At 73.2% G+C, this 12,539-nt stretch carries 14 protein-coding genes and 1 pseudogene; 7 read left to right on the top strand and 8 right to left on the bottom strand.

Features of this window, described 5'->3' with window-relative positions; genetic code table 11:
- The first annotated feature begins 1 nt into the window (after position 1).
- The 3 genes from C0216_RS28840 (at position 2) to groL (ending at position 2,893) form a co-directional block, all read left to right on the top strand.
- Complete coding sequence (locus tag C0216_RS28840) at positions 2-280, top strand: MoaD/ThiS family protein (protein WP_114058066.1); 279 nt, start codon at positions 2-4, stop codon at positions 278-280.
- Positions 281-685: 405 nt separating this feature from the next.
- A complete protein-coding gene (locus C0216_RS28835; RefSeq protein WP_005315736.1) occupies positions 686-889 on the top strand; it encodes a cold-shock protein in 204 nt (67 codons plus the stop codon).
- Positions 890-1,273: 384 nt separating this feature from the next.
- A complete protein-coding gene (groL, locus tag C0216_RS28830) occupies positions 1,274-2,893 on the top strand; it encodes a chaperonin GroEL (RefSeq protein ID WP_114058065.1) in 1,620 nt (539 codons plus the stop codon).
- Between the two features lie 79 nt (positions 2,894-2,972).
- Here the strand turns inward: groL and C0216_RS28825 are convergent, their stop codons facing one another.
- Positions 2,973-3,482 carry a Uma2 family endonuclease gene (locus C0216_RS28825; RefSeq protein ID WP_246042729.1) on the bottom strand — a complete coding sequence of 170 codons (510 nt, stop codon included), beginning with the start codon at positions 3,480-3,482 and terminating at the stop codon, positions 2,973-2,975.
- 219 nt (positions 3,483-3,701) lie between these two features.
- Positions 3,702-4,133, bottom strand: a complete 432-nt coding sequence (locus tag C0216_RS28820; protein ID WP_114058064.1) for a GNAT family N-acetyltransferase — start codon at positions 4,131-4,133, stop codon at positions 3,702-3,704.
- A gap of 57 nt (positions 4,134-4,190) precedes the next feature.
- On the opposite strand from C0216_RS28820, the gene C0216_RS28815 reads away from it, so the two are divergent.
- Positions 4,191-4,790 carry a phosphoribosylanthranilate isomerase gene (locus tag C0216_RS28815; RefSeq protein WP_114058063.1) on the top strand — a complete coding sequence of 200 codons (600 nt, stop codon included), beginning with the start codon at positions 4,191-4,193 and terminating at the stop codon, positions 4,788-4,790.
- Positions 4,791-4,846: 56 nt separating this feature from the next.
- Here C0216_RS28815 and cpt read toward each other — a convergent pair whose 3' ends face one another.
- Both cpt and C0216_RS28800 read right to left on the bottom strand, forming a co-directional pair.
- The gene (gene cpt / locus C0216_RS28810; RefSeq protein ID WP_162793310.1) at positions 4,847-5,383 is read right to left on the bottom strand and encodes a chloramphenicol phosphotransferase CPT; all 537 of its coding nucleotides are present in this window, start codon (positions 5,381-5,383) and stop codon (positions 4,847-4,849) included.
- 263 nt (positions 5,384-5,646) lie between these two features.
- On the bottom strand, positions 5,647-6,030 hold the full coding sequence (locus C0216_RS28800; RefSeq protein ID WP_114058062.1) for a protease inhibitor I9 family protein: 384 nt from the start codon (positions 6,028-6,030) through the stop codon (positions 5,647-5,649).
- A gap of 363 nt (positions 6,031-6,393) precedes the next feature.
- Between C0216_RS28800 and C0216_RS28795 the strand changes: the two genes are divergently transcribed.
- Complete coding sequence (locus tag C0216_RS28795; protein ID WP_174250481.1) at positions 6,394-7,584, top strand: S8 family peptidase; 1,191 nt, start codon at positions 6,394-6,396, stop codon at positions 7,582-7,584.
- 91 nt (positions 7,585-7,675) lie between these two features.
- On the opposite strand, the pseudogene C0216_RS28790 reads toward C0216_RS28795, so the two are convergent.
- From C0216_RS28790 to murQ, 4 genes and pseudogenes are all read right to left on the bottom strand, one after another.
- Positions 7,676-8,035, bottom strand: a pseudogene (locus tag C0216_RS28790) (Uma2 family endonuclease); the annotation flags it as partial.
- A gap of 485 nt (positions 8,036-8,520) precedes the next feature.
- Positions 8,521-8,895, bottom strand: a complete 375-nt coding sequence (locus tag C0216_RS28785) for a hypothetical protein (RefSeq protein WP_246042728.1) — start codon at positions 8,893-8,895, stop codon at positions 8,521-8,523.
- A 28-nt stretch (positions 8,896-8,923) separates the two neighbouring features.
- Positions 8,924-10,417 carry a PTS transporter subunit EIIC gene (locus C0216_RS28780; protein ID WP_114058059.1) on the bottom strand — a complete coding sequence of 498 codons (1,494 nt, stop codon included), beginning with the start codon at positions 10,415-10,417 and terminating at the stop codon, positions 8,924-8,926.
- Positions 10,418-10,464: 47 nt separating this feature from the next.
- Positions 10,465-11,436 (bottom strand): N-acetylmuramic acid 6-phosphate etherase, encoded by a 972-nt coding sequence (gene murQ / locus C0216_RS28775; protein WP_114058058.1) that lies wholly within the window; start codon positions 11,434-11,436, stop codon positions 10,465-10,467.
- A 368-nt stretch (positions 11,437-11,804) separates the two neighbouring features.
- Between murQ and C0216_RS28770 the strand changes: the two genes are divergently transcribed.
- Positions 11,805-12,182 (top strand): hypothetical protein, encoded by a 378-nt coding sequence (locus tag C0216_RS28770; protein WP_114058057.1) that lies wholly within the window; start codon positions 11,805-11,807, stop codon positions 12,180-12,182.
- A gap of 7 nt (positions 12,183-12,189) precedes the next feature.
- Positions 12,190-12,459: a DUF4031 domain-containing protein gene (locus C0216_RS28765; protein WP_114058056.1), complete on the top strand. Its 270-nt coding sequence runs from the start codon at positions 12,190-12,192 to the stop codon at positions 12,457-12,459.
- Positions 12,460-12,539: the final 80 nt, after the last annotated feature.

Below are 12,539 nucleotides of genomic sequence, written 5' to 3'. Positions count from 1 at the left end.
CATGAGCGTCAACGTCCGCATCCCCACCATCCTGCGCACCTACACCGGCGGCCAGGCCGAGGTGCCCGCCGAGGGCGCCACCCTCGCCGAGGTCATCGCGTCGCTGGAGGCGAACCACCCCGGGATCGCCGCGCGCGTCCTGGACGACCAGGGCAAGCTGCGCCGCTTCGTGAACGTGTACGTCAACGACGACGACGTCCGCTTCGAGGGCGGTCTGGAGGCGGCGACGCCGGACGGCGCGGGCGTGTCCATCATTCCGGCCGTCGCCGGCGGCTGCTGACCCGTCCCCACGCACCCGTTCGCACGCGCACGGCCCCGATTACCCCCTCCGGTAAAAGCGGAGGGGGTAATTCTGCTTGGTTGGGCGCGGTAGAGTTGGGGAAGTCCCCTCCGCTGTTCTTGCCCGCCGCATATGTACGGGTCGCGTGATGGGTGACATTGAGTCAATGTGCGGGTGCGTTATGAGGCTTTGGCGCGTTATGCCAGGTCCGAGTTGCCCGGGAATGTGACAAATTTTCGGCCTATTTTCCGCTTTCGGTGTGACCGGATTTCTCGTCGGATTGACCTGTTGCAGACAGCACCGGTGCAGATACATTCAGCCGCGGTCGAGGCGTTCCGGCGCAAGTTCTGACCCGGGACCGCGAAGTGCGGTCCTGCGCAAGGGCCAGTAATAGGGGAGTTAGGCATGGCTCAGGGCACCGTCAAGTGGTTCAACGCGGAGAAGGGCTACGGCTTCATCGCGGTCGACGGTGGTGCGGATGTGTTCGTCCACTACAGCGCCATCCAGATGGACGGGTACCGCACCCTTGAAGAGGGTCAGCGGGTCGAGTTCGAGATCTCGCAGGGCCAGAAGGGTCCGCAGGCGGACATGGTCAAGCTCGCCGTCTAGTCCCGGCGCGATCGACCACCGACGCATACACGAGGGTCCGCATCCTGAGGAGGGGTGCGGGCCCTCCGTGTGTTCCGGGACGGGGCCGCCCTGCCGCCCGCCCTGCCGCCGGCGCCGCGGCGGGCGTGTCGCCTGCGGTGGCCGGGGATGGCGGGAAGCCGCTTGCACTCGCGGGGGTCGAGTGCTAATCATTGGCGTTAGCACTCTACGAGTGAGAGTGCTACTACACGGGACCGGGTCGGTGAGGCCCGCAGGTCCGGCGGGAAGGAACCGCCGGTCACGCAGGCCGTCCGTCGCGGGCGCGGACGCGGTCCGGAGCAATCCACCCCTCCCCGCGCGCCTGGCGGCGCAGGGGGAAACCCCAGTCCTGGAGGACCACTTCAGATGGCCAAGATCATTGCGTTCGACGAGGAGGCCCGGCGCGGCCTCGAGCGCGGCATGAACCAGCTCGCCGACGCCGTCAAGGTCACCCTTGGCCCCAAGGGTCGCAACGTCGTCCTTGAGAAGAAGTGGGGCGCCCCCACGATCACCAACGACGGTGTCTCCATCGCCAAGGAGATCGAGCTCGAGGACCCGTACGAGAAGATCGGCGCCGAGCTGGTCAAGGAAGTCGCCAAGAAGACGGACGACGTCGCCGGCGACGGTACGACCACCGCGACCGTCCTCGCCCAGGCGCTCGTCCGCGAGGGCCTGCGCAACGTGGCGGCCGGCGCCAACCCGATGGCCCTCAAGCGCGGCATCGAGAAGGCCGTCGAGGCCGTCTCCGGCGCCCTGCTGGAGCAGGCGAAGGACGTCGAGACCAAGGAGCAGATCGCTTCCACGGCCTCCATCTCCGCCGCCGACACCCAGATCGGCGAGCTCATCGCCGAGGCCATGGACAAGGTCGGCAAGGAAGGCGTCATCACCGTCGAGGAGTCCCAGACCTTCGGTCTGGAGCTTGAGCTCACCGAGGGCATGCGCTTCGACAAGGGCTACATCTCGGCGTACTTTGCCACCGACATGGAGCGTATGGAGGCGTCCCTCGACGACCCGTACATCCTGATCGCCAACTCCAAGATCAGCAACGTCAAGGACCTGCTGCCGCTCCTGGAGAAGGTCATGCAGTCGGGCAAGCCGCTGCTGATCATCGCCGAGGACGTCGAGGGCGAGGCCCTGTCGACCCTGGTCGTCAACAAGATCCGCGGCACCTTCAAGTCCGTCGCCGTCAAGGCCCCGGGCTTCGGCGACCGCCGCAAGGCCATGCTCGGCGACATCGCCATCCTCACGGGCGGCACGGTCATCTCCGAGGAGGTCGGCCTCAAGCTGGAGAACGCCGGCCTGGACCTGCTGGGCCGCGCCCGCAAGGTCGTCATCACCAAGGACGAGACCACCATCGTCGACGGTGCCGGTGACAGCGACCAGGTTGCCGGTCGCGTGAACCAGATCCGCGCCGAGATCGAGAACTCCGACTCGGACTACGACCGCGAGAAGCTCCAGGAGCGCCTCGCGAAGCTGGCCGGCGGCGTGGCCGTCATCAAGGCCGGCGCCGCGACCGAGGTGGAGCTCAAGGAGCGCAAGCACCGCATCGAGGACGCCGTCCGCAACGCGAAGGCCGCCGTCGAGGAGGGCATCGTCGCCGGTGGTGGCGTGGCCCTGCTGCAGGCCTCCTCGGTCTTCGAGAAGCTGGAGCTGGAGGGCGACGAGGCCACCGGTGCCGCCGCCGTCAAGCTGGCGCTCGAGGCCCCGCTGAAGCAGATCTCCGTCAACGCCGGCCTCGAGGGCGGCGTCGTGGTGGAGAAGGTGCGCAACCTGACCCCGGGCCACGGCCTGAACGCCGCGACCGGCGAGTACGTCGACATGATCGCCGAGGGCATCATCGACCCGGCGAAGGTCACGCGTTCCGCCCTGCAGAACGCCGCGTCGATCGCCGCGCTGTTCCTGACCACCGAGGCCGTCATCGCCGACAAGCCGGAGAAGGCCGCCGCCGCTCCGGGCGGCATGCCGGGCGGTGACATGGACTTCTGATCGGCCCCGCGCTGATCGGCTGTTCCCGACCGAGGGCGGCACCCCTTCCATCCGGAGGGGGTGCCGCCCTCGGCGCGTTTCAGGACGTGGACTGGAATGCGGCCGTGTCGAACTCGAAGCCGAAGGGCTCCGCGACGGCCAGGGGCTTCCCGAAGGGCACCGTCTGCCGGGAGCGGTAGCCGTGCGGCGAGGGGTCGGAGAAGCAGGTGATCTCCGACTCCTGCATGTCGACGACCAGGTAGACGGGCACCAGGCGGCCGTACACCTCCAGCTTTTCCACCCAGTCCGCATCCCTGGTCGAGACGGAGGTGAACTCCGCGACCAGGGAGAGGGCGGCGGCGTCGGCGTGGCGGCCGTCCTCCTCGAAGGCGGCCTCGTCGGCCACGAAGAGATCGGGTCCGTACGCCCGTGCGGCTTCCGGGAACCGGAAGAGAACCGGTGTGGTCTCGACGAGGTGCCCGTCCGGCGCGTGTGCCTCCAGCTGTCGGCGCAAGGCGCGCATGGGCCGCACGTAGCGCAGCTTGGACCACGGTGACACGATGATCTTCCCCCGGATGAGCTCGGCCTTGAAGCCGTCTGGCGTGTGCATTTCCTCGACGGTTCGCAGAAGGCGCTCGAACGTCGGCGGCGATGCGGTCTCTATCGTGGTGTCACGCTCGATCATGATCGTCACCGTCGTCCTCCCTGGATCGGGGTAGCCGTGCCCTGAGGCGGGCACGTTCCAGGCTAGGGGCGGAACTGCCGCCATGCCCGGATACGGGCGGATCGCCACCCCTGGGGGCGGCGCTCCGGGCGGTGCGGGGTCTGCTCAGGCGGCAGGGAGGGGCTTCAGGAAGTAGACGTCCTCGTGGCCGCCGGGGAAGCCGGGGACGCGGGCGCTCTCCTCGTAGCCGTGGCGGGCGTAGAACTCCGGGGCCTGGAAGGTGAACGAGGACACCATGATCGAGCGGCAGCCGCGGGCCGCGGCCTGTGCCTCCGCCGCGGCGAGGAGCCTGCCGCCCCAGCCGTCGCGCCGGCTGTCCTCGCGCACCCACACCATCGCGATGCCCGCCCGGTCGCCCCAGGTCCAGCCGCTGAGGCCCGCGACGAGGTTCCCCTCGGCGTCGTCCACGCGCACGCTGAACTCCTCGGGGGTGCTTCCGGAGGCCTCCCTGTTGAAGGCGTCCAGCTCCTTTCCGAGCCGTTCGTCGAGGCCGGAGTCGGGGCCGCCGGTGGTGAGGGTGTGCGTCGCGTCGGTCATGCGTCCAGTCTTCAAGACCGCCCGGACCGCGTCACGCGGATTTGTTTCACTGGGGGCATGAGCGACCTCTTCGTGAAGATCTGCGGTCTGAAGACCGCCCGCGACGTCGACGTGGCCGTGGCCGCGGGCGCCGACGCCGTCGGGTTCGTCTTCGCCCCGGGCAGCCCCCGCACCATCGGCGCCGCGGAGGCCCGGGAGCTCGCCGAGCGCGTGCCCGCCGGGGTCCTGACCGTGGGCGTGTTCCGCGGGCAGCCCGTCGAGGAGGTCCGCCGCCTCGCGGAGGAGAGCGGCGTACGGGGCGTGCAGCTGCACGGCGACGAGGGCCCCGAGTTCTACGGCGCGCTGCGCGCGCAGGGCCGCACCCTGCTGCGGGCCACCGCCCTGCGGGTGGAGCGGTGCGGGGAGTACGGGGAGGACCTGCTGCTGATCGACGCCCCCGACCCGGGCTCCGGCAAGCCGTGGAACTGGGCCGCGCAGGAGTTCACGGCCCCGCGCGGGCAGTGGGTGCTGGCCGGCGGCCTGGATCCGGCGAACGTACGGGAGGCCGTGGAGACGACCGGCGCGTGGGGCGTGGACGTCTCCAGCGGCGTCGAGAGCGAGCGGGGCGTGAAGTCCCCGGACCTGATCAGGGCGTTCGTCGCGGCGGCCCGCGGCTGAGACCGGGTCCGCGGACGCAACCCCGGCCGGCCCGGCGGCCCGGCGGCCCCGGCCGGTCAGCGGGCGACGCGGGCGGCAATGGCGCGGGCGCAGTCCAGGGACTCGGTGTGCGTCGTGTCGACCTCCAGGTCGTAGGCCATGCCCCGATGGACGGCCTCGGCCTGGAGGGCTGCCATACCCGGGGCGCGGTCGCCGCGGGCGGTCTCGCGGCCCGCGGCCACCTCGGCGGTGCAGCGCACGCCGACCCACAGGACGTCCAGCCCGCCGAGGACGGCCTCCCACCGCCTGCGGGACTCCGCGCCGCCGAGGAAGACGTCGTCGACGATGATCCGGGCGCCGGCCCGGGCCATCTCGGCGACGCCGGCCCGCCAGGCCGCCTCCAGCGCGGCGAACGCCGGCCCGGTGCTGACGGCGCCGTCGGCGCCGATGCCGAGCCCCGCGTCGGAGGACTGCATCGCCGCCGGCATGGTCTCGATCAGGGTGTCGACGCCGATGGCGAGCCACGGCTCGGGCAGCACGGCCTGGAGGCAGCGGGCGATCCCGGACTTGCCGGAGCTGGAGCCCCCGTTGAGGACGATCATCTGTGTGGCCACGGCGCCACGGTAGGCACGCACCGCCGTGCCCCGGCAACGGCTTTTTCCCTCGTGGCGGGAGACTCCGGGCGTACGCGCACGCCCCCGTTCCGGTGTACCTGCTCATCGACCGGTTCGACGGGCACGGGCCGACGGTCACCCTGTTCACCGGACCGCGCAGCGGCGCCTGCGGGAGCGCTGCCCGGTTCGCGTTCGGGGAGCCGGTGAAGCTGCCCGCGCCGTTCTCGCTGACGTGGGAGACCGCGGCCTTCCCCCGGTCAAGGTCAGGCGGTCGCGCCGGCGCCGGAGGCCGACCCGTCCTCCTCGACGGATTCGACCAGCGGCGTCTCCTGGAGGGCCGTGACCTGCGCGGGGGAGAGCGGTGCGGCGAAGCCGTTCAGAGCGTGCCGGTACACGTGCACCGGGGTGATGCCGTAGGCGCGGGCGACGGTGCCGGGGTCGAGGCCGCGGCGGACGGTGATCAGGTACGTCGGCCAGTCGGCCGGCGCCGCGGCCGGGGCCGCCGGGGCGGCCTGTGCGGTGGCGGGGCCGTCGCCGGCAGGGGTTCCGGCGGATTGGGCGTGGGCGGGCAGGGCGGCTGCGGCGGTGGCGGCGAGCGCGGCGGCGGCGACGGCCGCGGGCAGGGTCCACCTCGGCTGGTTGCGCATGCGGTGAGGCCATCACGCAGGCCGGTGCCGGTCAACGACATACAGGGCGTGGCGCGGCCCCGGCGGGAGCACTGCCGGTCTGCGCCGGTGCGCCCCGCCGCCCGGCCGTAGGCCCGTACGGGTGGACTTCCGTGCCGCGGCCGCCCCGGGAGGGTGACGGCTTCCGCCCGCGGAGCGCCGGTGCGCGGCGCCGTCCCCGTACCGGACGGGGCCGTGCGGCCGCTTCTCGGCCATCCGGGCTGTGCTGCTCAAGCCGTCGCGCGCCGCGGCCCGATGAAGGGGGTGCCGCACCCCGGAGGTGTTCCCGGCGCCGACGGGGCGCGGCTCCGTCATGCCGATCCCCGCCCCCTCATGGAGTCCCCCATGCGCAAGCGCCTGCTCACCGGTCTGGCGACCGCCCTCGCCCTCACCCTGGCCCCCGCCGCCCTCGCCGGCCCGGCGTCCGCGAGCACCCCGGAGCCGACGCCGGTCCCGCTGCTGACCGCGGAGAACGCGATCCCCGGCAAGTACATCGTCACCCTCGACGCGGGGGTGGACGGGGCGAAGCTGGCCGAGCAGCTCAAGCTGAAGCCGTCCTTCGTGTACAGCAAGGCCGTGAACGGCTTCGCGGTGGCGATGACGACGAGCCAGCTGGCCGCGGTCCGCCTGGCGCCGGGCGTGAAGTCGGTGGAGGAGGACGCGGAGGTGTCGGCGCCGCTTCAGCCGGCGGCGGGTCCGGCGCTGCGGGCCCCGGCCGCGGCGTGGGGCCTGGACCGGATCGACCAGCGGAGCCTGCCGCTCGACGGTACGTACACGCCGACGGGCAGCGGCGCCGGGGTGACGGCGTACATCATCGACTCCGGCATCGACTACCAGCACACCGAGTTCGGCGGTCGCGCCGTGTTCGGCTTCGACGCGATGGGCGACGGCCGGCAGGGCCTGGACTGCAACGGGCACGGCACGCACGTCGCGGGCACGGTCGCCGGGAAGACGTACGGGGTGGCGACGAAGGCGAACCTGGTGTCGGTGCGGGTGCTGGGCTGCGACGGGCGGGGCGCCTGGTCGGGGATCATCGCGGGCTTCGACTGGGTCGCGAAGAACGCCCGCCAGCCGGCCGTCGCGAACGCCTCCCTCGGGGGCGACCGCTCGACCACCGTCAACGCGGCCGCGACGGCGCTGTCGGATGCCGGCGTCCTGCCGGTCGTCGCGGCCGGGAACGAGGCGCGCGACGCGTGCAACGTGTCGCCGGCGTCGGCGGCCCGCGTCCTGACGGTCGGCGCGTCCAACGCGTACGACCAGGAGACGGACTTCTCGAACTACGGGCCGTGCGTGAACCTGTACGCGCCCGGGCAGGACGTGGTGTCGGCGCGCCTCGGCGGCGGCACGGTCGCCCTGAACGGCACGTCGATGGCGTCGCCGCACGTCGCGGGGATCGCCGTGCTGCACCGGCAGGCCCACCCGACGGAGACGCCGGCGCAGATCTACACCTACCTGAAGCAGAACGCGACGAAGGGCGTCCTGACCCGCGTCAGCACGGGCAGCCCGAACGAGCTGCTCTTCGCGTCCGGCCTCTGACCCGCCCGGCCCGCCGCCCCGCCGGGACCGCCGGGAGCGGCGGGGCAACGGGCCGGACCGCCGCCGCTCAGCGCACGAAGTCCTTCAGCGCCTCGGTGTCCTTGTCGTGCGAGGTCACCTCCAGCACCATGAGCACGTGCGCCGTATCGGCCCACTCCCCGGCCCCGGCAAAGGCTCCGACGGGTGCCAGCGCCCCGTCCACCCGAGCCCGTCCGGCACGGTACTTCTCGACCTGCAGTCCGCGCTCCGGGTAGAGCGCGAGTTCCGGCCGTTGCTGCATGCACTGCCGGAGCACCCACATGATGATCTCGTCGTGGTCGCCGTCGGGCACGGGCTTGACCTCAAGCTTTCCCTGAATGAACTCAAGGGTCACCGTCTCGGGTGCCGCACGAGCGATCTGCTCGAACTCCTCGACCGACATCTGCGGGTGCTCGGCAAAGCTGGGGGTCATGGCGTTGCCTCCTCGACACCATGGTGCCCCGTGAGTCCACCGGCGGATCGACTGAAGCGTCATGCGCGGCTCCGTTCGGGTGCGGATGCTGAATACGCTGTTGGCGCATGACGGCACGCCGACGCGAACAGCGCTTCATTCGCCCGAACTGGTGAACGCGATCAGAGGGAGCCGACTCCGGTCCGGCTTTCCCGGTTCACGCCGGCCCGCGATCCGGTGGGCCGGGTGCTTCGCGCCGCGGGCGGCTGCTCGGCGCGGTGGCGAGGTGTGCCCGGTGGCGGGATTGGCCGGTTTCTGCCGGTCGGTCGGCCGGTCCGGCCGTACGGGCGGTCGCCGGGGCCGGGCCGTTCGGGCAGCCGGCGCGGTGCGTTCGTACCGCCCGCTCCGGTCGGCTGGGCGCGGTCCCTCCTCCCGGCCCCTCCTCCCGGTCCCTCCTCGCGGCCGCCGCTGTCGCAGGCGGCCGTACGGGGCGCCCGTACGGTCCGTCAGGCGGCCTCGCGGAAGTGTGCGAGCAGCGCGTCGGCCTCGGCGGTGTTGCCGGAGATGGTGTCGAAGGCGAGCTCCTCCGGCACGGCCGGGCCCCACAGCCAGCGGTGGTGGCAGCTGAAGCAGAAGACCAGCTCGAAGAGGAGGCCCTGGTCGGCGCCGAAGGCGCGCAGGCCCCAGCCGGGGGCGAAGCACAGGCGGGCTTCCCCGGGCGGCATGGACGAGATCAGGTCGAGGGAGTCGGCGGCCTGCCGGCCGGTCCACCGGCTGACCACGGGACCGGACATGGGCCGGCCGTAGCGTTCGGGGCGGGCGGGGAGACGGACGACCTCGACGACGGCGGCGGCTGCAACGGCTTCGGGGGGGAGCTGCATGCGGGAAGTCTGGCCTCCGGATCCACATTTACGCCATAGCGGGCGTGTTGGCCGGTGGGGCGGTGGCCGGATCCTTTCCCCCGTCGGTGTTCAGGTCCGCCAGCATGCGGTCGGTGAAGCCGAAGAACCAGGTGGCGGCGAAGCCCACGAGGTAGCCGACGGCGAGCCCGCCCGCGTAGATCGCGGCGGTCGTGCCCATGCCGGAGTGCCCGTCCAGCAGCGGGAACAGCGCCCACCCGGACGGGCCGATGGCGGTCGAGCCGAAGACGCTGCCCAGCTGGTTGAACAGGCCGACGAACGCGCCGCCCGCGGCGCCGCCCGCGCAGGCGGTGACGAAGGGCCGGCCGAGCGGCAGGGACACCCCGTAGATGAGGGGCTCGCCGACGCCGAGGAAGCCGGCGGGGAGCGCGGACTTGATGACGGTGCGCAGGGAGCGGTTGCGGGGCAGCCGGCAGTAGACGGCGAGTGCGGCGCCCACCTGTCCGGCGCCGGCCATGGCGAGGATCGGCAGCAGGACCGTGTAGCCGCTCTGCTCGATGAGGGTGGTGTGGATGGGGATGAGGGCCTGGTGCAGGCCGAGCATGACGAGCGGCAGGAAGAGGCCGCCGAGGACGAGCCCGGCGAGGGCGCCGCCGGCGTGCAGGAGCCAGCCGGCGAACGCTCCGATGGCGGCGGCGATCTCGCCGGCGAGGAACATCAGGCCGAAGAGGGTGGCGAGGCCGGCCGTCAGGACGGTGACGGTCGGGGTGACGAGGTTGTCGAGGGCCTCGGGCACCCAGGTGCGGCACCACTTCTCCACGCAGACGGCGAGCAGCGCGGCGGCGAGCGCGCCGAGGACGCCGCCCTGGCCGGGGGTGAGGTGCTGGCCGAAGGCGTCGATCTTCGCCACGCCCGGGAAGACGATGATCGCGGCGACCGCCCCGCCGAGGACGGGGGTGCCGCCGAACTCCTTGGCGGTGTTGTAGCCGACGAACACGGCGATGAGGGACAGGAAGCCGGAGGCGATGGCGGCGAGCGCGGGGACGAGGGTGGGCAGCAGGCCCGCGTTGGCGAGGAGGCCGTTCAGGCCGGCGATGATGCCGCAGCCGATGAGGGCGGGGATGAGCGGGACGAAGATGTTCGCGATGCGGCGCAGCGCCAGCTTGACGGGGGTGGCGTTGCGGGCCTTGCGGTCGGCGCGCAGGGCGGCGCCGCGGGCGGCGAGCCCGTCGGCGGTGACGGGGGCGGCGGGGGCCGCGGCCGGTGCGGCGGGGGAGTCCTGGCGGGCGGCGGCGACGAGGGCCTCGAACGCGGGGGTGACGCGTGCGACGGCGCCGGGCCCGAGGACGATCTGGTACGTGTCGTCCTCGACGAGGCCCAGCACGCCCGGCAGCTCCCGCAGCGCGGCGTCGTCGACGAGCGAGCGGTCGCGCAGCCCGATGCGCAGCCGCGTCATGCAGTGCGCGATCGAGGTGACGTTGTCCGGGCCGCCGACCAGGGGGAGGATCGCGGCGGCCGTGTCGCGGTGCTTGTCTGAGGGCATGGGGTGATCGCCTTGTGTCGGGGGCGGGTTGGGGGGAGAGTGGCCGGTCAGGGGGCGGGCGCGGCGGTGCCGGCCGTCGGGTCGGGGGCGCCGGGTGCCGCTGCACGGGCGAGGGCCGCGCGGAGGTGGCCGTGCGAGGCGGCGAGCAGGGCGGAGGCGGTCGGGCCGTCGACGCCGGCGAGGAGGACGAGGATCGCGGCCTTCACCTCGCCGCCCGCGGCGGCCAGCGCGCCCTCGACCTCTTCGTCGCCGGCGCCGGTGGCGAGGGCGACGATGCGGCGGGAGCGTGCGCGCAGCTTCTCGTTGGAGGCCCGCAGGTCGACCATCAGGTTCCCGTACGTCTTGCCCAGCCGGATCATCGTGATCGTCGAGATGAGGTTGAGGACGAGCTTCTGCGCGGTGCCGGCCTTCAGGCGGGTGGACCCGGTGAGCAGTTCCGGGCCGACGACGACCTCGATGCCGTGCTCGGCGGCCGCGGCGAGCGCGGAGTCGGCGTTGCAGGACAGGCCGACGGTGAGCGCGCCGCGCGCGCGGGCGTACGCGACGGCGCCGAGCGCGTACGGGGTGCGGCCGGAGGCGGAGATCCCGACGACGCTGTCCTCGGCGGTGAGCTGCAGGGCGGCGAGGTCGGCGGCGGCCAGCTCGGGGGAGTCCTCGGCGCCCTCGACGGCCTCCACCATGGCGGAGGGTCCGCCCGCGATCAGGCCGACGACCTGCCCGGGGCCGGTGCTGAACGTGGGCGGGCACTCGCTGGCGTCGAGGACGCCCATCCGGCCGGCGGTGCCGGCGCCCGCGTAGACGAGGCGGCCGCCGCGGGCCATGCGGGCGGCGATCGCGTCGACGGCGGCGGCGATGGCGGGCAGCTCGGCGGCGACGGCGGCGGGGACGCCGGCGTCCTCGGCGTTCATGAGGCGGGCGAGGGCGAGGGTGTCGAGCCGGTCGATCTCGGCGAGGTCGGGCCGGAAGGCCTCGGTGGTGAGGGTGTCGAGCTGGGCGCGCAGCGCGGCGTCGGCGGTCACGTGCGGGGCTCCTGACGGTGGGCGGCGGGCGGGCGGCCACGGCGCGGGCGGCCACGACGGCGGGCGGTGACGACGGCGGGCAGCGGCAGGGGCCGTGTGCGGTGTGCGGCGTGGGGGGTGTCCGGAGGGGGCCTGCGCGCGGCCGGTGCGGAGGGCGTGCGGGGCGGCGCCGCCGGGCCGCGGTCGCCGTCGGGGCGGGCAAGGCTGAGGGCTCCCTCCGCGTCCTCGCGCATGCCGGAAAGCTAGGTTCGGGACCCGAACCGGGTCAATACGCCATAAGGCTCCCCGGCGGTTCCGGGGCGCGTGACCTGCGGAATGCAGGACGGCAGGCCTTCGCCGCAGGGCCCGTACGGGTCCACAATGGCCCCATGGACCACGCCACACCCCTGGAGCAGGCGCTGCACGCAGCCCGCGCGCTCGTCATCGCCGACCTCGTCGCGGGGCAGGTCGCCGACGCGGACGTCGTCTCCCTCGTCGAGGACTCCGTCACGCACCGCCGGTGGTGGGTGGAGCAGTGGCCGGAGGGGGTCGACTACCTCGCGGGGCTCGTCGCGCAGGACGTCCAGGACGCCCTGCTGGAGAAGTACGGGCGCTGGCCGCTGTGCCCGGTCTGCTCGCACGGCGACCCGCACGCGCTCGACGTCGAACCGGAGTTGGGCCCGGACCCGCACTGGGTGTGTGCGAAGGCGGGGGTGAAGGTCGCCTCCGTGGGCGCGCTCGGCCCGGTCTTCGGCGCCGGCCTGTGAGCCGCCGGTGACGCTCTACATCGACCCGCCGACCTGGCCGGGCCACGGCCGCATGTGGTCGCACCTGGTCAGCGACGTCTCGTACGAGGAGCTGCACGCCTTCGCCGCGTCGATCGGGTGTCCGCCGAAGGCGTTCGACGGCGACCACTACGACCTGCCGGAGTTCCGGTACGCGGACGCGGTCGCGGCGGGCGCGGTGGAGGTCGGCAGCAAGGAGCTGGTGCGCCGGCTGACCGCGGCAGGCCTGCGCCGGCCGAAGCGCCGGCCGTCGGCGTGACCGGGCCGCCCGGGGCCCGCCCCGCACCCTCCCGTGGCGACATGACGCGTCGTCACATGGCCTAAAAAGTGCGGTAGTTG

The organism is Streptomyces globosus (assembly GCF_003325375.1).
Lineage (GTDB): Bacteria > Actinomycetota > Actinomycetes > Streptomycetales > Streptomycetaceae > Streptomyces > Streptomyces globosus_A.
This window is presented reverse-complemented; position numbering and strand designations above follow the sequence as displayed.